Here is a 17,610-nt window from a genome sequence, read left to right as displayed (position 1 = left end):
CCACGAGCGCCGAGGGTCTGGCCGTGGGTTTCACATGTTACGTGCCTGTTAACGCGGTCTTCACCATGCCGAGCATAATGTGCGCGGCGATGGCGTGCGGAACGGCCGTCTGGATGTGACGAGACATCTGTACTGAACCATGCCCTATCGGTTTCTATATCCCCGAAACAAGGAGCTGTATTAATGAACAAGAAAATTCTCACCGCCGCATTGCTGGGCGGTCTGGCCGTCGCCCAGGCAGCGTCCGCACAGGAATTCGACGACCGCTGGTACCTGACCGGTTCGGCCGGTTTCAACTTCCAGGACAACGACCGTCTGACCAACGACGCCCCGTTCGTCACCCTGGGTCTGGGCAAGTTCGTCAGCCCGAACTGGTCGATCGACGGTGAACTGAACTATCAGAACCCGAACTTCGACGCCAACCAGGACCTGAACTGGAGCCAGTACGGCATCTCGTTCGACCTGCGTCGCCACTTCATCCAGGAAGGCCGTGGCTGGAACCCGTACCTGCTGTTCGGTCTGGGCTACCAGCGTTCGGAAGAAGAGTTCGACACCGGCGGCGCCGTGTCCCCGGGCCAGCGCAAGGACGGCAACTTTGCCGCCAAGGCCGGCGTCGGTCTGCAGACCACCTTCGACAAGCGCGTTGCCGTGCGTGCCGAAGTGGCCTACCGCGCTGACTTCGACGACCAGAGCGTTGCCGCTCCGTCCGAGAACTGGTTCGGCGACGTGCTGGCTTCGGTCGGCGTCGTGATCCCGCTCGGCCCGCCGCCGTCGGCTCCGGTTGCCGCTCCGGCTCCGACCGCTGCCCCGAGCTGCGCGGACCTGGACGACGACGGTGACGGCGTCAACAACTGCGACGACAAGTGCCCGACCTCCCAGCCTGGCCAGACCATCGGTCCGGACGGTTGCCCGGTGCCGGTCTCGATCGACCTGAAGGGCGTCAACTTCGACTTCAACAAGTCGACCCTGCGTCCGGACGCGATCGCGATCCTGAGCGAAGCCACCGAGATCCTGAAGCGTTACCCCGACCTGAAGGTCGAGGTCGCCGGTCACACCGACTCGAAGGGTACCGACGCTTACAACCAGAAGCTGTCCGAGCGTCGTGCGACCACCGTGTATGACTACCTGACCAAGAACGGCGTGGACGCTTCGCGTCTGGTCGGTCCGATCGGCTACGGCGAGAGCCGCCCGATTGCGCCGAACACCAACCCGGATGGTTCGGACAACCCGGAAGGCCGTGCGAAGAACCGTCGTACCGAGCTGAACGTCCAGAACTAATCGGACGCTTCATGCTTCAAGCAAAGCCCGGCCTCGCGCCGGGCTTTGTTTTTGTGCGCCCGGAAAACCTCGCGCGCTTTTGTAGGAGCGGCTTCAGCCGCGACAGTTCCTCTCCGGCAACGCCAATGTCGCGGCTGAAGCCGCTCCTACAAAGGCGGCAAAAAGCTCTCTGCCAAGCTGAACTTTTTCAGCCTTCCCAATTATTTAGCGCATGCAGTGCCGGTATCGGTTGAAACTGCGCCTGGCCCTGCCTACACTCGCGGCGTCGTCTCGCCTGAATGGAAAAAAACCGATGCTGCGTATCGTTACGGCCGGCCTGCTTGGTCTTGCCTTGATTCCTGCCGCTCACGCCGCACCGGATTGTTCCGGCGACGTGCTGCCCAAGCCGCTGCCGCTGCCGGCCACGGTCGGTGCGCCGATCGCCTCGGAGCTGTACACGCGCAACCTGCAGCTGGGCATGCCCAGCGGCGTGCTGGCGCAGTCCTACAGCAGCGACCAGTCGCTGGACCGGGTGCTGCTGCGGCTGCGCGCCGAGGGCTGCCAGAGCCTGGCCAACGCGATGCCGGCCGGCGGCGCGGTGAAGCCGAACGATCCGGCCGCCTACAAGCCGACCACCGCGTTCGACAACACCCCGTGGCGCTTCGACATGAGCCAGAACGGCAAGCGCATGACCGCCGAAGAGTTCGACGCCTGGATGAAGGCACGCGGCGTGCGCGTGGTCAAGGCGCGTCCGGCGCCAGCCGCAGTGCCCGCCGCCGCACCGGCGCCCGACGCGGCCGCGCCGGTCGACAAGCAGTAAGCGCGGCGCGCGGTCGCCGACCGCGCCTGCGTACGAAGCGCGCGCGGTGAAGCCTCCTTCGCGTTCCCGCCGCCCCGCGCCGCGCACCGCGGTGCCGGCGGCCAGCGCCCCGCGGTCGCCGCGCGCGGCTGCGGCCGGCGAAGCCCGCCACGGCCTGGCGCGCACGCTGTCCAAGCTCGGCCTGTGCTCGCGCACCGAAGCCGCGCGCTGGATCGCCGCCGGCCGCGTCGCGGTCGACGGCCGCACCGTCACCGATCCCGAATTCCCGATCCTGCGCGGCCGCCACCGCCTGGCGCTCGATGGCCTTCCGCTGGCCGCCACGCAGCGCCTGTACCTGATGCTCAACAAGCCGCGCGGCCTGGTCACCACCGCGCAGGACGAGCGCGGCCGCGATACCGTCTACCGCTGTTTCGACGGCGCCGGATTGCCCTGGCTGGCGCCGGTCGGGCGCCTGGACAAGGCCAGCGAGGGCCTGTTGCTGTTCTGCAACGATCCGCAGTGGGCGGCGCGGGTCGCCGATCCGGCCAGCGGCCCGGACAAGACCTATCACGTGCAGGTCGATGCGCTGCCCGATGCGGCATTGCTGGCGCGCATGTGCGCCGGCGTGGTCGCCGACGGCGAGCCGCTGCGCGCCAAGCAGGTGCGGCTGCTGCGGCAAGGCGACAAGCACGCCTGGCTCGAAGTGGTACTGGACGAGGGCCGCAACCGGCAGATCCGGCGCCTGCTGGCCGAACTCGATCTGGGCGTGCTGCGTCTGGTGCGGGTGGCGATCGGCGGGCTGGCGCTGGGCGAACTGGGCAAGGGCGCCTGGCGCGAACTCAGTGCCGCCGAGGTCAGGGCGCTGGCGCCGGCAGCGGACGCCAGCGCGCCAGCCGTGCGCTGAGCAGGGCGGCGACCACCGCGTAGGCGCGCGCATCCTGCGGGCCGCGCGCATCGTGATGGCGGCCCTTGGTGTGGTTGCAGCTGGCGCAGGCCAGCGCCAGATTGCGCGCATCGTTCGGGTCGCCGCCGACCAGGGCGCATAGCGGCGCTGCCGCGCGGCGGCCGAACCAGGCCTGCGGCACCACGTGCTCCAACGTGCTGTGCCCGAGCGGTTCGCCGTCGGCGCGCAGGCGCAGGCGCCGGCGGCAATGCAGGCAGCGCGTCTCCCAGCCGTCCTCCAGCGCTTGCGCGTGTGCATCGGTCCGCGCCGCCAGCAACAGCCGTTGGCGCAGGACCGTGCGCATGCTCAGGCGGGGATGACGTTCAACTCGCGGCCGATGCGGACGAAGGCGTCGATCGCCCGGTCCAGCTGCGCGCGCGTGTGCGCAGCGCTGATCTGGGTGCGGATCCGCGCCTGCCCCTTGGGCACCACCGGGAAGAAGAAGCCGATCGCATAGATGCCTTCCTCCAGCAGCCGCTCGGCGAAGCGCTGCGCCAGCGGCGCGTCGTACAGCATCACCGGGCAGATCGGGTGGGTGCCGGGCTTGATGTCGAAGCCGGCCGCGGCCATGCGCTCGCGGAAGTGGCGGGTGTTCTCGACCAGTTGCGCGCGCAGGTCGGCGGCCGCGTCCAGCATCGCGAAGGCCTTGATCCCGGCGGCGACCACGTGCGGCGGCAGCGAATTGGAGAACAGGTAGGGGCGCGAGCGCTGGCGCAGCAGTTCGATCACCTCGCGCCGGCCGGTGGTGAAGCCGCCCAGCGCGCCGCCCATGGCCTTGCCCAGGGTGCCGGTGAAGATGTCGATCCGGTCCAGCACGCCCTTGACCTCGGCCGAGCCGCGGCCGGTCGCGCCGAGGAAGCCGGTGGCGTGGCACTCGTCGATATGCACCAGCGCGCCGTACTGCTTCGCCAGCGCGGTGATCTCGTCCAGCGGGGCGATGAAGCCGTCCATCGAGAACACGCCGTCGCTGGTGATCAGCTTGGTCTTGCAGCCGGCCGCGTCGGCGGCCTGCAGCTGCGCTTCCAGGTCGGCCATGTCGCAGTTGGCGTAGCGGAAGCGCTTGGCCTTGCACAGGCGCACGCCGTCGATGATCGAGGCATGGTTGAGCGCGTCGGAAATGATCGCATCGGCCTCGCCGAGCAGCGGCTCGAACAGGCCGCCGTTGGCGTCGAAGCAGGCGGCGTAGAGGATGGTGTCCTCGGTGCCGAAGAACTCGGCGATACGCGCTTCCAGTTGCTTGTGCAGGTCCTGGGTGCCGCAGATGAAGCGCACCGAGGCCATGCCGAAGCCGTGGGTGTCCAGCGCGTCCTTGGCCGCGGCGATCAGCGCCGGGTGGTCGGCCAGGCCCAGGTAGTTGTTGGCGCAGAAGTTCAGCACGCGGCGGCCGTCGGCCAGCACGATCTCGGCCGACTGCGGGCCGACGATGATGCGTTCGGACTTGAACAGGCCCTGCGCGCGGATCGCGTCCAGTTCGTCGGCGTAGTGCTGGGTGAGGCGGGAATCGGTCATGACGGGCACGCGCAGGCGGGAGAGGTGGAGATTTTAACGCGGCGTGTGCGAAGGTCGGCGGGCGTCATGCAAAAATGGCATAAGCATCGACGGCGAAGTCATTTCACCGGACCAATGCGGCTGCGCAGCATGGCGCACTGGCCGTGGTCGCATGGCCGGACCGCCCGTGCCCCCTGACCCTCTTCCGGAGATCCGTCCATGCCCAGCCTCCTGTCGCGCCGATTCAGCCCGCTGCTCGCGCTCGCGCTGTGCGCGTTCGCCGGCACCGCCGCCGCGCGCGACGTGCAGCTGCTCAACGTGTCCTACGATCCCACGCGCGAGCTGTACCGCGACTACAACGCCGCCTTCGCCAAGCACTGGGAGCAGACCCACAGCGGCGACAAGGTGACGGTGGAAACCTCGCATGGCGGTTCCGGCAAGCAGGCGCGCTCGGTCATCGACGGTGTCGAGGCCGATGTGGTGACGCTGGCGCTGGCCTACGACGTGGACGCGATCGCCGACAAGGGCAAGCTGATCGATCCGGGCTGGGCCAAGCGCCTGCCCGACAACAGCGCGCCGTACACCTCCACCATTGTGTTCCTGGTGCGCAAGGGCAACCCGAAGAAGATCAAGGACTGGCCGGACCTGCTGCGCACCGGCGTGTCGGTGATCACCCCGAATCCGAAGACCTCCGGCGGCGCGCGCTGGAACTACCTGGCCGCCTGGGCCTACGCCGACCATATCTTCAAGGGCGACCGCGAGCGCATCCTCGGCTACATGCGCGCGCTGTTCCGCAACGTGCCGGTGCTGGACACCGGCGCGCGCGGCGCCACCACCACCTTCGTCCAGCGCGGCATCGGCGACGTGCTGCTGGCCTGGGAGAACGAGGCGTTCCTGGCGCAGGAGGAACTGGGCAAGGACAAGTTCGAGATCGTGGTGCCGAAGCTGTCGATCCTGGCCGAGCCGTCGGTGGCGGTGGTCGACAAGAACGTGGACAAGCACGGTACCCGCGACGTCGCCGAGGAATACCTGAAATACCTGTATTCGCCGGAAGGGCAGAAGATCGCGGCCAAGCACTACTACCGCCCGCGCCATCCCGAATACGCCGACCGCGCCGACATCGCGCGCCTGCCGAAGGTGCAGCTGGTGACCATCGACCAGGCGTTCGGCTCCTGGGCCAAGGCCCAGGCCGAGCACTTCAACGACGGCGGCCTGTTCGACCAGATCCAGGCGAGCAAGTGACGCGATGGGAGTGAATGCCGCCGCGGCCACGCGCGCTCCGTCGCGGCGCAGGGTGATTCCCGGGCTCGGCCTGAGCCTGGGCATCACCCTGACCTGGCTGGGACTGGTGGTGCTGATCCCGTTGCTGGGCGTGGTGCTCAAGACCAGCGGCCTGGGCTGGCACGGCGTATGGCAGGTGTGGAGCGAACCGCGGGTGCTGTCGGCGCTGCGGGTCAGCTTCGGCACCGCCTTCGCCGCCGCCGCGTTCAATGCGGTGATGGGCACCTGGGTGGCCTGGGTGTTCGTGCGCTACCGCTTTCCCGGCAAGCGCCTGTTCGACGCGATGATCGACCTGCCGTTCGCGCTGCCGACCGCGGTGGCCGGCATCGCGCTGACCGCGCTGTACGGCGGCAACGGCTGGGTCGGCCGCTGGCTGGAACCGCTGGGGCTGAAGATCGCCTACACCCAGCTCGGCATCGTGGTGGCGCTGGTGTTCGTGGGGCTGCCGTTCGTGGTGCGGATCGTGCAGCCGGTGCTGGCCGAGGCCGAGCGCGACGTGGAAGAGGCCGCGGCCACGCTCGGCGCCGGCCGCTGGCAGACCATCCGCCGCGTGGTGCTGCCGGCGCTGTGGCCGGCGGTGCTGACCGGATTCGCGCTGGCCTTCGCGCGCGGCATCGGCGAGTACGGCTCGGTGATCTTCATCGCCGGCAACCTGCCCAACGCGACCGAGATCGCGCCGCTGCTGATCACCATCCGCCTGGAGGAATTCGACTACGCCGGCGCGACCGCGATCGCCGCGGCGATGCTGCTGCTGTCGTTGCTGATGCTGCTGGTGGTCAACGGCGTGCAGGCGCGCTTCGCGCGGCGCGGTCTGGCGGCGCATTGAGATGAACGATACCGTGTCCAGCTTGACCATCCCGTTCTCGGAGACTGCGTTGAGCGCATCGCCGCCTGCTGCCCGCCGTCGCGCCGCTTCGGTCACCACCGAGCCGTGGTGGGTGCAGGTGCTGCTGATCCTCGGCGCGCTGGGCTTCCTGCTGTCGTTCCTGTTCCTGCCGCTGCTGCTGGTGTTCGTCGAGGCGCTGCGCGGCGGTATCGGCGTGTTCTGGCGGGCGATCTCCGATCCCGATGCGCTCGCGGCGATCCGCCTGACCCTGCTGGTGACCGCGATCGTGGTGCCGTTGAACCTGGTGTTCGGCGTGGCCGCGGCGTGGGCGGTGAGCAAGCACTCCTTCCCCGGCAAGCGCCTGCTGGTGAGCCTGATCGACCTGCCGTTCTCGGTGTCGCCGGTGGTCGCCGGCCTGGTCTTCATCCTGATCTTCGGCCGCAGCGGCTGGGCCTGGCCGCTGATCGACGAAGGCTGGCGGCTGCACCTGCCGGTGTTCGGCGAGGTGCTGCTGCAACTGCCGCGGATCGTGTTCGCGCTGCCCGGCATCGTGCTGGCGACCACCTTCGTCACCTTCCCGTTCATCGCCCGCGAGCTGATGCCGCTGATGGAGCAGCAGGGCAGCGACGAGGAACTGGCGGCGTTGAGCCTGGGCGCCAACGGTTGGCAGATGTTCTGGCGGGTGACCATGCCCAACATCCGCTGGGGCCTGCTGTACGGCGTGCTGCTGTGCAGTGCGCGGGCGATGGGCGAGTTCGGCGCGGTGTCGGTGGTGTCCGGGCACATCCGCGGGCGCACCAACACGCTGCCGCTGCACGTGGAGATCCTCTACAACGAGTACGCCTACAGCGCCGCGTTCGCCTGCGCCAGCCTGCTGGCGCTGACCGCGCTGCTGACCCTGGCGCTGAAGTCCTACCTGGAATGGCGCCACGGCGAATCGCTGGCCGCCAATCACCGACACTGAGGTTGCGATGACCATCCGCGTACAGCACCTGGGCAAGCGTTTCGACGAGTTCGTCGCGCTCGACGACGTCAGCCTGGACATCCGCCAGGGCGAGTTGCTGGCATTGCTGGGGCCGTCCGGCTCGGGCAAGACCACCTTGCTGCGGGTGATCGCCGGGCTGGAGCATGCCGACGCCGGGCGCGTGCTGATCGACGGCGAGGACGCGACCGGTCTGCCGGTGCAGTCGCGCCGGGTCGGCTTCGTGTTCCAGCACTACGCGCTGTTCCGGCACATGACCGTGCGCGACAACATCGCCTTCGGCCTGCGCGTGCGCCGCGGCGCCGAGCGCCTGGCCGAATCGGCGATCCGGGCGCGGGTGACCGAACTGCTCGCGCTGGTGCAGCTGGACGGCCTGGAGTCGCGTTACCCGACCCAGCTGTCCGGCGGCCAGCGCCAGCGCGTGGCCTTGGCGCGCGCGCTGGCGATCGAGCCGCGCGTGCTGCTGCTGGACGAACCGTTCGGCGCGCTCGACGCGCAGGTGCGGCGCGACCTGCGGCGCTGGCTGCGCGAGCTGCACGACCGCACCGGGCTGACCACGGTGTTCGTCACCCACGACCAGGAAGAAGCGCTGGAACTGGCCGACCGCGTGGCGATCCTCAACCGCGGGCGCATCGAACAGCTCGGCAGCCCGGCCGACGTCTACGACCGCCCGGTGTCGCCGTTCGTGTACGGCTTCGTCGGCGCGGTCAACCGGCTGCCGGCACAGCTGCACGACGGCCAGCTGCAGGTCGCCGGCCTGGCGCTGCCGGCGCCGGACACGCCGCTGTCCAGCGGCCCGGTCGACCTGTACGTGCGCCCGGAAGACCTGGCGCCCAGCGACAGCGGCTGGGCGGCGACGGTGCTGTCCTCGCAGCGCAGCGGCTCGCGCCTGCGCCTGCGCGCGCAGCTGGCGCATGGCCAGGACGAAGTGGAAGTGGAGTTGCCGGCGGGCGAGGGCGCGACGCGCTATGCGCCCGGCCAAGTGCTGCAGCTGAGCGCACGCCGCTTCGGTCTGTTCGCGCAGCAGCGCGGGTAGGGGATTCGGGATACGGCGCGCAACGGCGCTCGCGCGTTTCGCTCGTCGTCTTTGTGCGGAAGCGACTTCTGTGGGAGCGACTTCAGTCGCGACGCCCGTTACCTGGGAAGCCCGTCGCGACTGAAGTCGCTCCCACAGTGTTTGCGGCCGGCAATCAGAACGAGAAGCGGGCCGGCCCGCTGGCGCGGCGCAGACCGCGGGCGCATGGCGTAGACAAGGTTTGACCCGAAGGACGCAGCCGCAAGGCCTGCGATGACTTGGTTTGTCTTGAAAGTGTTGCACTGCAAGAAAAAACCGGTTAAAAAAGTGTGAAGCCAGCATGGCAGTGCGCGCTGGAACCACCCCCTCGTCAACCCGCAGGAGAATTACCGGTGAACAAGATCAAGCTTGGTGTCGCCCTGGCCGTGGCGCTGGCCGCCTCCCCGCTGAGTGCGTTGGCCCAGGACGAGGCTGCTGCCTCGCCGATTACCGGCTCCTATGGCGTGGTCAGCGACTACGTGTTCCGCGGCGTCTCGCAGACCAACGAAGGCCCTGCGTTCCAGGCCGGCCTCACCTACACCTCGCCGTTCGGCCTGTATGTCGGCACCTGGGGTTCCAACGTCGATTTCGGCGCCGGCGACCCGGATTGGGAAGTGGACGGCTTCATCGGCTACAACGTCGATTTCTCCGAGAACTGGAACTTCGACGTGATGGTCAACCGCTACGGCTACCCGGGCTCCGGCAAGTCGAACTACAACGAACTGATCACCAAGACCAAGTTCCTCAAGACCTACTCCTTGACCGTGGCGTATACCGACGACGTCTACAACCTGGACGAGGACAGCTTCTACTACGCGCTGGACGGGAACTGGAGCCTGCCGAACGACTTCAGCATCGGCGCGCACGTCGGCCGCACCACCTATGCCAGCGCGCTGGCGCAGTACCAGGACTACACCGACTACAGCGTCAGCGTCGGCAAGATGGTCGGTCCGCTGGCGTTGAGCGTGGGCTACTACGACACCGACGACAAGGGCAACCAGAACTTCACCAAGAAGCTGGCCGACCACCGCTTCGCGGTCTCGGGAACGATCGCGTTCTGATCCGCGCAACACCGTCGCGAACGAAGAAGGGCGCCTTGCGGCGCCCTTCTTTTTGTGCGATCGCCAGGCCGACGACGCATGTCCTGGCGGCGCAGCGCGGCATCGCCGCCGCCGCGCCGGACCTCACCAGCTCAACACCACCTTGCCGGCCTTGCCTTCTTCCATCAGGTCGAAGCCCTTCTGGAACTCGTCGATGGTCAGCTGGTGGGTCAGCACCTTGCCGAGCGGGAAGCCGGACAGCACCAGCTGGGTCATCTTGTACCAGGTCTCGTACATCTTGCGGCCGTAGATGCCCTGCACGGTCAGGCCCTTGAAGATGATCTTGTCCCAGTCGCAGCCGGCGCCGCGCGGCATGATGCCGAGCATCGCGATCTTGCCGCCGTGGTACATGCAGTCGAGCATGTCGTTGAACGCGCGCGGGTTGCCGCTCATCTCCAGGCCGACGTCGAAGCCTTCCATGTGCAGGTCGGCCATCACCTCCTTCAGCGAGGTGTTGGCGACGTTGACCACACGTGTGGCGCCCATGTCGGCGGCGAGCTTGAGGCGGAAATCGTTGACGTCGGTGACCACCACGTTGCGCGCGCCGATGTGCTTGCAGATGCCGGCGGCGATGATGCCGATCGGGCCGGCGCCGGTGATCAGCACGTCCTCGCCGATCACGTCGAACTCCAGCGCGCAGTGCGCGGCGTTGCCGTACGGATCGAAGAACGCGGCCAGTTCGGACGGGATCTGGTCCGGGATCGGCCACAGGTTGGAGGCCGGCATCACCATGTATTCGGCGAAGGCGCCGTTGACGTTGACGCCGATGCCGACCGTGTTCGGGCACAGGTGCGGGCGCCCGCCACGGCAGTTGCGGCAATGGCCGCAGACGATGTGGCCTTCGGCCGAGACGCGCTGGCCGACCTGGTAGCCGCTGACCGCCGAGCCGAGTTCGGCGATGCGGCCGACGAACTCGTGGCCGATGGTCAGGCCGGGCTTGATCGTGCGCTGGCTCCATTCGTCCCACAGATAGATGTGCAGGTCGGTACCGCAGATCGCGGTCTTCTCCAGCTTGATCAGCACTTCGTTGGGGCCGGGCACCGGCACCGGCACCTGTTCCAGCCAGATGCCCTTGGCTGCGTCGCGCTTGACCAGCGCCTTCATTGTTTGCGCCATGGCGGTGCAAGACTCGGGTTGAGAGGGCGCGAAGTATAAGCCGGCCACGAACGCGGCCATGTTGCGGCGCGTGCCGGGGTGCCATTGGTCACGGTCGTGGCGGCGGTTGCATTCGTTACAATCTAACGTCTGTCTAACGTTAGTCGCGAAGGAATCCATTCGATGCGCTCGAATCTGCTGGCTGTCGCCGTCGTCGCCACCCTGGCCTGTGCCCCGGCCGCCCGTGCCGGCGAAGGCATGTGGGTGCCGCAGCAATTGCCGGATATCGCCGGCCAACTGCAGCAGGCCGGGTTGAAGCTGTCGCCGCAGCAACTGGCCGACCTGACCGGCGATCCGATGGGCGCGGTGGTGTCGCTGGGCGGCTGCACCGCCAGCTTCGTGTCGCCGCAGGGCCTGGTGGTGACCAACCATCATTGCGCCTACGGCGCGATCCAGCTCAATTCCACGCCGCAGAAGAACCTGATCCGCGACGGTTTCAGCGCGGCCAGCAACGGCGCCGAGCTCAGCGCCGGGCCGAACGCGCGCATCTACGTGCTCGACCGCATCAGCGACGTCACCGAGCAGGCCAAGGCCGCGATGGCCGCCGCCGGCAGCGACGCGCTCAAGCGCACCCAGGCGCTGGAGGCGTTCGACAAGGCGCAGGTCGCGGCCTGCGAAGCCGAGGCCGGCTACCGCTGCGAGCTGTACAGCTTTTCCGGCGGCAATACCTACCGGCTGTTCCGCACCCTGGAGATCCGCGACGTGCGCCTGGCGTACGCGCCGCCGTCGGGCATCGGCAAGTTCGGCGGCGACGTCGACAACTGGATGTGGCCGCGCCACACCGGCGATTTCTCGTTCTACCGCGCCTATGTCGGCAAGGACGGCAAGCCCGCGGCCTACGCCAAGGACAACGTGCCGTACCAGCCCAGGCATTTCCTGAAGTTCGCCGACCAGCCGCTGGGCGCCGGCGACTTCGTGATGGTGGCCGGCTATCCGGGCCGCACCAACCGTTATGCGCTGGCTTCGGAATTCGATGCCACCGCCAGCTGGGCCTATCCCACCGCCGCGCGCCAGTACCGCGACCTGATCGCGCTGGTCGAGCAGGCCGGCAAGCAGGACCCGGACATCCAGGTGAAGTACGCGGCGACGATGGCCAGCTGGAACAACGTCGCCAAGAACTACGAAGGGCAGCTGGAAGGCTTCAATCGCATCGACGCGGCCGCGCAGAAGCAGGCCGAGGAACGCGCGGTGCTGGCCTGGCTCAAGCGCCAGGGCCGCGACGGCCGCGCCGCGCTGCAGGCGCATGCGCAGCTGCTGGCGCTGGACGAGCAGGCCAAGGCCACCCGCGACCGCGACCTGATCCTGCGCCAGATGCGCCGCACCGGCGTGCTCGGCAGCGCGCTGTCGCTGTACCGCCTGTCGATCGAGCGGGCCAAGCCCGATGCCGAGCGCGAACCCGGCTACCAGGAACGCGACCTGCCGGAGATCGAGGGCGCGCAGAAGCAGATGGAACGCCGCTACGTCGCGTCGATGGACGGCCAACTGCAGCGCTACTGGTTCGACCAGTACCTGAAGCTGCCGAAGGCGCAGCGGTTGCCGGCGCTGGACCAGTGGCTGGCCGGCGCCGATGCGCAGGCCGCCGCCGCGCGGCTGGCCGGCACCAAGCTGGGCAGCACCGAGGAACGCCTGAAGTGGTTGCGCGCCGACCGTGCCGCGTTCGAATCCAGCGACGACCCGGCGCTGCGCTATGCGGTGGCGCTGATGCCGGCGCTGCTGCAGATCGAGCACGAGGAGAAGCGCCGCGAAGGCGAGGAACTGCTGGCGCGTCCGCGCTACCTGCAGGCCTTGGCCGACTACAAGAAGAGCCAGGGCGAGTCGGTCTACCCCGACGCCAACTCCTCGTTGCGCATCACCTTCGGCAACGTCAAGGGCTATGCGCCGAAGGATGGCGTGGCCTACACCCCGTTCACCACGCTGGAAGGCGTGCTGGCCAAGGACACCGGCGCCGATCCGTTCGATTCGCCGAAAGCCCTGCTCGACGCGGCCAAGGCCAAGCGCTACGGCGGGCTGGAGGACAAGCGGCTGGGTTCGGTGCCGGTCGATTTCCTGTCCGACCTGGACATCACCGGCGGCAACTCCGGCTCGCCGGTGCTCGATGCGCAGGGCAAGTTGGTCGGGCTGGCGTTCGACGGCAACTGGGAGTCGGTGAGTTCCAACTGGGTGTTCGACCCGGCCATGACCCGGATGATCGCGGTGGATTCGCGCTACCTGCACTGGATCATGCAGGAAGTGGCGCCGGCGCCGCGGCTGCTGAAGGAACTGAACCTGGCGCAGTAACCGCGCCTGGCGTGGCGGCGGCCTGTGCCGCCATTGCGCGGCCTGCCGGGCGTTAAACGCCCGGCGTGGCGGCCGCGGAGCGGGATGCGGTTCGGGGGTTTCCGGCGGCGAAGCAGGTATCATGCCGCTCCGTTTTCGCTCGCGAGACGGCAACCTCTCCCCCAACGGAATTCCAGCGCATGCGCATCCTGCTCGCTCGTCATGGCGAAACCCCGTGGAACGCCGAAGGCCGCTACCAGGGCCAGATCGACATCGCGTTGTCGCCGGTCGGCGAGGCGCAGGCACAGGCGCTCGGCGCGCGCCTGCGCGAGGTGCCGCTGACCCGCGCGGTGGCCTCGCCGCTGTCGCGCGCGCAGAGCACCGCCCGCTACGCGCTGGGCGCGCAGCGCGAGGCGATGCTGCTGACCGATCCGGACCTGCAGGAGATCGCGCACGGCGAATGGGAAGGCCTGCTTGCCAGCGAGATCAACGACAAGGATCCGGCACGCCTGCGCGCCTGGCGCGAGGAGCCGGACACGGTGCTGATGCCGGGCGGCGAATCGCTGCGCCAGGTGCTGGACCGTTCCTGGCGCGGCCTGACCCGCGCCGCCGAGGGCCTGGGCGAGTACGACACCTTGCTGGTGGTGGCGCACGATGCGGTCAACCGGGTGATCCTGTGCCGGGTGCTGGGCCTGCCGATTGCCAAGCTGTGGAGCTTCCGCCAGGCGCCGACCACGCTGAACCTGCTGGAAGGCCCGGACGTCGAGCACCTGGAAGTGGTGCGGCTGAACGATTGCGCGCACCACACGCCGTTCTTCGGCGAGGCCAAGCATCGGGCGCTGTAGGCGGCGAAATCCGCAAATTTGGAGTGGCGGCTCCGATTCCTGACCGAGTGCACGCTTTTGCTTTTGCTTCGCTTTTCGGGTCCCGTGAGACGCGGCACGTGGCATGGGCGAATACCCCGAAGGGGCGGCGCGCACGATGCGCGCCGTTTTTCGTAGGCACATGGATGTGCCTTCGAAAAATGCCCATGCCACGTGCGCACCCGGAGCGCGAAGCGCGGAGGGCGCGTCGCCCGGGTGTGCTTTCTTTTGGTTACTTTTCTTTGCACAAGCAAAGAAAAGTGACTCGCGCGTCAGCGCGAAAGCTGTTGCTTCCAAGAGGTGGGCGGGTGATCGAACGCGCCTCGTCGAAAGGCTGAAAATACACAGATGAAAACCCTCCCCGAATGGCTCGCCTACATCGAGCAGCAACACCCGCAGGACATCGCGATGGGCCTGGAGCGCGTGCGCGCGGTGGCCGCGCGCATGGGCCTGGACCGGCCGGCGAAGAAGGTCGTCACCGTCGGCGGCACCAACGGCAAGGGCTCGACCGTGGCCTTCGTCGAGGCGATCGCGCGTGCCGGCGGCTGGACCGTCGGCAGCTACACCTCGCCGCACCTGCTGCGCTACAACGAGCGCGTCCGCATCGGCGGGCAAGAGGCCAGCGACGCGCAGCTGGTGGCCGGCTTCGAGGCGGTGGACGCCGCGCGCGGCGATACGCCGCTGACCTATTTCGAATACGGCACCTTGGCCGCGCTGTGGCTGTTCCAGCAGGCCGAGCTGGACCTGGCGGTGCTGGAAGTGGGCCTGGGCGGACGCCTGGATGCGGTCAACCTGGTCGATGCCGACGTGGCGGTGATCACCACCGTCGATATCGACCACACCGACTGGCTGGGCGCGGACCGCGAGGCGATCGGCGCGGAGAAGGCCGGCATCGCGCGGCCGTGGAAACCGCTGGTGCTGGGCGAGATCGATCCGCCGTCGAGCGTGTTGCGCCGCGCCTATGCGATCGGCGCCAATGCGATCCGCGCCGGCAGCGATTTCTTCCATGAGCCGATCGATGCCGACCAGTGGCGCTGGCGCGACGTCGGCACCGAGCTGGAGTTGCCGTCGCCGCAGCTGCGCGCGCCGGTGCAGCGCGCCAACGCCGCTACCGCCATCGCCGCCTTGCGCGCGCTGCGCAGGGCCTTGCCGCGCACCGCCTACGCCGAGGGCATCGCCGCGGCGCAGTTGCGCGGACGGCTGCAGCCGTTCGTGCGCGACGGCGTCGAGGTGCTGGTCGATGTCGGCCACAACCCGCAGGCGGCGCGCGAACTGGCCGCGGCGCTGCAGGCGCAGCCCTGTGCCGGCACCACCCGCGCGGTGTTCGCTGCCCTGGCCGACAAGGACGCGGCCGGTGTGGTAAAGGCGCTGGCCGGGCAGGTCGCTGCCTGGCATCTGGCCGGGCTGTCCGGCGCGCGCGGCCAGAGCGGCGCGCAGTTGCAGGCGCGCCTGGCCGGTACCGACGCGGCCGCAGGCGTGGTCGCCGATAACGTGGAGCAGGCGCTGCAGCAGGCCCTGGCGCAGGCGCGGCCGGGCGACCGGGTGCTGGTGTTCGGCTCGTTCCATACGGCGGCCGACGCCTTGCACTGGCTGCATTCAGCCGGCTGACCGCGCCGGCAGCCGGCCGACCTTATAATCGCTGCGGCACTCCGCCATGCCGCCCCCTCAAGCTTTCCGTGGATACCGTCCTGAAACAGCGACTGATTGGCGCCCTTGTCCTGGTGGCGCTCGCCGTGATCTTCCTGCCGATGCTGGTCAAGGGCCCCGCGCCCGACAGCGGCGTCGCCAATGTTCCGCTGAAGGCCCCGGACGCTCCGGCCGACGGCCAGTTCCAGACCCGCGAGTTGCCGCTGGTGACGCCGGGCGACGCGCCCAGCGGCGGTGCCGTGGGCATGGCCAGCGCGCCGGCCGCGGCGCCGGCGCCGGTGCAGGACAACCCCGACGCCGCCGACCTGGCCACGCCGGCCGCGGCCGGCAGCGCCGCGCAGCCGTTGCCGCCGACCGTGGCCGCCGGCAACTACGCGGTCAATTTCGGCGCCTATTCCACCCAGGCCGACGCCGATGCGGTGATCGCGCGGCTCAAGCAGGCGCAGCTGCCGGGCTTCCGCGAAGCGGCCACGATCGGCGGGCGCCAGGCCTGGCGCGTGCGGATCGGCCCGTATGCCGACCGCGCCCAGGCCGAGTCGGTACGCCTGCAGGCGGTGAAGGTGCGCAACGACGTCAATGCGCAGGTGGTGACCCTGGACGCGCCGAGCGCATCCTCGGTGGCCGCCGCGGCGACGCCGGCAGCGACCGCGGCGCCGGCCAAGACCGAAACCCTGCCGCCGGAGCCGGCCAAGCCGGTGGCCGCGGCCAAGCCGCCGGTCGCCGCGGCGCCCAAGCCTGAGCAGCCCAAGCCCGAGCCGGCCAAGCCGGCGGCGACGCCGGCGCCGGTCGCCGCGGCCAAGCCCGCCCCGAGCGTGCCGAGCGTGCCGGCCGCGTCCGGCACCGGCTTCGCCGTGCAGTTGGGCGCCTTCGCCAAGGCCGAGGATGCCAACGCGTTGCGCGACAAGGTTCGCGCCGCCGGATTCAGCGCCTTCGTCGAACAGGTGCGTACCGACAAGGGCGCCTTGAACCGGGTGCGGGTCGGCCCGGTCGCCAATCGCGCCGATGCCGAACAGCTGCGCGCGCAGGTCGCCTCCAAGGTCGGCATCAGCGGTATGGTACGTCCACACCCTTGAACCGGGCTTCGGCCCGCGGAGTCGCAAGCATGTACCAGGGAAGGGAACCGCGGCGCGCTGCCGCCGCCATGGTGCGGCCCGGCCGCAGGAGGCGCGCATGATCGATATGGTGTTGCTGGCGGTGATCCTGGTCTCGGCGCTGCTCGGCGCGCTGCGCGGCTTCGTCGGCATCGTGGTCGGCACGCTGTCGTGGCTGCTGTCCGGCTGGGCCACCTTCCAGTTCGGCGGCAGCGCCGGCCGCTGGCTGGCCGACGGCGCGCATCCGAGCATGACCTACTATCTGGGCGGCTACGCGCTGACCTTCGTGGTGACGATGGCGGTGGTGGGCATCACCGGCATGGTGATCCGCAGCGCGGTCCGCGCCACCGCGCTGTCCGGCACCGACCGCGCGCTCGGCTTCGGCCTGGGCACGCTGCGCGGCGGGTTCTTCGCCGCGGTGCTGGTGCTGCTGATGAGCTTTACCCCGCTGACCCGCGAGCAGGCCTGGCGCCAGTCGGTGGTGCTGCCGGTGCTCAGCCCCGGCGTGCACTGGATGCGCGCGCAGCTGCCGGACTGGCGCATGCCGCAGATGCCGCAACTGGACATGTCGCAGATGAACCTGCAACAGATGAACATGCAGCAGATGGATTTGGGCAAGTTGCCCCTGGCAGGCGATAATGCCGCCCTGGGCAACGCCCTGTCGGCCAGTGGCCTGCAGGACGTGATGTCCAAGGCCCTGGGGCGTCCGGGTGCCCAATCCGCGCAGCCCGGCGGCGACCCGACCCAGGTCCTGCCTGCGAATATCGATCCGGCGCAGGCGCGTCCGGCAGCAAACGACCCGGCACGGGTCGAATCCAACGGCCAGGCACGGCCACCTTCCCAATAGCGGCGCAGTCGCCGCGGAGAG

The 17,610-nt window shown here is 69.1% G+C and carries 16 protein-coding genes; 13 read left to right on the top strand and 3 right to left on the bottom strand.

Annotation, left to right across the window (positions count from 1 at the left end):
• Positions 1-183 precede the first annotated feature (183 nt).
• The 3 genes from AB8810_RS18160 (at position 184) to AB8810_RS18150 (ending at position 2,960) form a co-directional block, all read left to right on the top strand.
• Complete coding sequence (locus AB8810_RS18160) at positions 184-1,278, top strand: OmpA family protein (protein ID WP_145701647.1); 1,095 nt, start codon at positions 184-186, stop codon at positions 1,276-1,278.
• A gap of 292 nt (positions 1,279-1,570) precedes the next feature.
• Entirely contained in the window at positions 1,571-2,077 is a 507-nt protein-coding gene (locus AB8810_RS18155) for a hypothetical protein (RefSeq protein ID WP_179570604.1), read from the top strand.
• 91 nt (positions 2,078-2,168) lie between these two features.
• A complete protein-coding gene (locus AB8810_RS18150) occupies positions 2,169-2,960 on the top strand; it encodes a pseudouridine synthase (protein ID WP_191825096.1) in 792 nt (263 codons plus the stop codon).
• On the opposite strand, the gene AB8810_RS18145 is transcribed toward AB8810_RS18150, so the two are convergent.
• Together AB8810_RS18145 and kbl are read right to left on the bottom strand one after the other, a co-directional pair.
• Positions 2,911-3,303 carry an HNH endonuclease gene (locus tag AB8810_RS18145; protein ID WP_191825050.1) on the bottom strand — a complete coding sequence of 131 codons (393 nt, stop codon included), beginning with the start codon at positions 3,301-3,303 and terminating at the stop codon, positions 2,911-2,913. The two genes, AB8810_RS18150 and AB8810_RS18145, sit on opposite strands and share 50 nt — an antisense overlap.
• Before the next feature lie 2 nt (positions 3,304-3,305).
• Positions 3,306-4,508 (bottom strand): glycine C-acetyltransferase, encoded by a 1,203-nt coding sequence (gene kbl / locus AB8810_RS18140; protein ID WP_206230645.1) that lies wholly within the window; start codon positions 4,506-4,508, stop codon positions 3,306-3,308.
• 198 nt (positions 4,509-4,706) lie between these two features.
• Here kbl and AB8810_RS18135 point away from each other — a divergent pair, with 198 nt between their 5' ends.
• The 5 genes from AB8810_RS18135 to AB8810_RS18115 all read left to right on the top strand — a co-directional run bounded on the left by AB8810_RS18135 (position 4,707) and on the right by AB8810_RS18115 (position 9,691).
• Positions 4,707-5,729, top strand: coding sequence for a sulfate ABC transporter substrate-binding protein (locus AB8810_RS18135; RefSeq protein WP_369914448.1), 1,023 nt, complete (start codon positions 4,707-4,709; stop codon positions 5,727-5,729).
• A gap of 4 nt (positions 5,730-5,733) precedes the next feature.
• A complete protein-coding gene (gene cysT / locus AB8810_RS18130) occupies positions 5,734-6,594 on the top strand; it encodes a sulfate ABC transporter permease subunit CysT (protein ID WP_206258447.1) in 861 nt (286 codons plus the stop codon).
• A gap of 1 nt (position 6,595) precedes the next feature.
• Positions 6,596-7,558, top strand: coding sequence for a sulfate ABC transporter permease subunit CysW (gene cysW / locus AB8810_RS18125; protein WP_369914446.1), 963 nt, complete (start codon positions 6,596-6,598; stop codon positions 7,556-7,558).
• 7 nt (positions 7,559-7,565) lie between these two features.
• On the top strand, positions 7,566-8,612 hold the full coding sequence (locus AB8810_RS18120; protein WP_179570608.1) for a sulfate/molybdate ABC transporter ATP-binding protein: 1,047 nt from the start codon (positions 7,566-7,568) through the stop codon (positions 8,610-8,612).
• Positions 8,613-8,983: 371 nt separating this feature from the next.
• The gene (locus AB8810_RS18115; RefSeq protein WP_179570609.1) at positions 8,984-9,691 is read left to right on the top strand and encodes a TorF family putative porin; all 708 of its coding nucleotides are present in this window, start codon (positions 8,984-8,986) and stop codon (positions 9,689-9,691) included.
• Between the two features lie 123 nt (positions 9,692-9,814).
• Here the strand turns inward: AB8810_RS18115 and tdh are convergent, their stop codons facing one another.
• Positions 9,815-10,846: an L-threonine 3-dehydrogenase gene (tdh, locus tag AB8810_RS18110; protein WP_179570610.1), complete on the bottom strand. Its 1,032-nt coding sequence runs from the start codon at positions 10,844-10,846 to the stop codon at positions 9,815-9,817.
• A gap of 162 nt (positions 10,847-11,008) precedes the next feature.
• On the opposite strand from tdh, the gene AB8810_RS18105 reads away from it, so the two are divergent.
• The 5 genes from AB8810_RS18105 (at position 11,009) to AB8810_RS18085 (ending at position 17,589) form a co-directional block, all read left to right on the top strand.
• Complete coding sequence (locus AB8810_RS18105) at positions 11,009-13,162, top strand: S46 family peptidase (RefSeq protein ID WP_369914444.1); 2,154 nt, start codon at positions 11,009-11,011, stop codon at positions 13,160-13,162.
• A gap of 179 nt (positions 13,163-13,341) precedes the next feature.
• Positions 13,342-13,986 carry a histidine phosphatase family protein gene (locus AB8810_RS18100; protein WP_179570612.1) on the top strand — a complete coding sequence of 215 codons (645 nt, stop codon included), beginning with the start codon at positions 13,342-13,344 and terminating at the stop codon, positions 13,984-13,986.
• 366 nt (positions 13,987-14,352) lie between these two features.
• Positions 14,353-15,612 (top strand): bifunctional tetrahydrofolate synthase/dihydrofolate synthase, encoded by a 1,260-nt coding sequence (folC, locus tag AB8810_RS18095; RefSeq protein ID WP_369914443.1) that lies wholly within the window; start codon positions 14,353-14,355, stop codon positions 15,610-15,612.
• Positions 15,613-15,680: 68 nt separating this feature from the next.
• Positions 15,681-16,724 carry an SPOR domain-containing protein gene (locus AB8810_RS18090; protein WP_191825045.1) on the top strand — a complete coding sequence of 348 codons (1,044 nt, stop codon included), beginning with the start codon at positions 15,681-15,683 and terminating at the stop codon, positions 16,722-16,724.
• A gap of 97 nt (positions 16,725-16,821) precedes the next feature.
• Entirely contained in the window at positions 16,822-17,589 is a 768-nt protein-coding gene (locus tag AB8810_RS18085; protein WP_179570615.1) for a CvpA family protein, read from the top strand.
• Positions 17,590-17,610: the final 21 nt, after the last annotated feature.

The organism is Xanthomonas sp. NCPPB 3005 (genome assembly GCF_041228095.2).
Taxonomy (GTDB): Bacteria; Pseudomonadota; Gammaproteobacteria; order Xanthomonadales; family Xanthomonadaceae; genus Xanthomonas_A; species Xanthomonas_A bonasiae.
The sequence above is the reverse complement of the archived record's forward strand: the minus strand, read 5'-3'. Positions and strand labels throughout refer to the sequence as shown.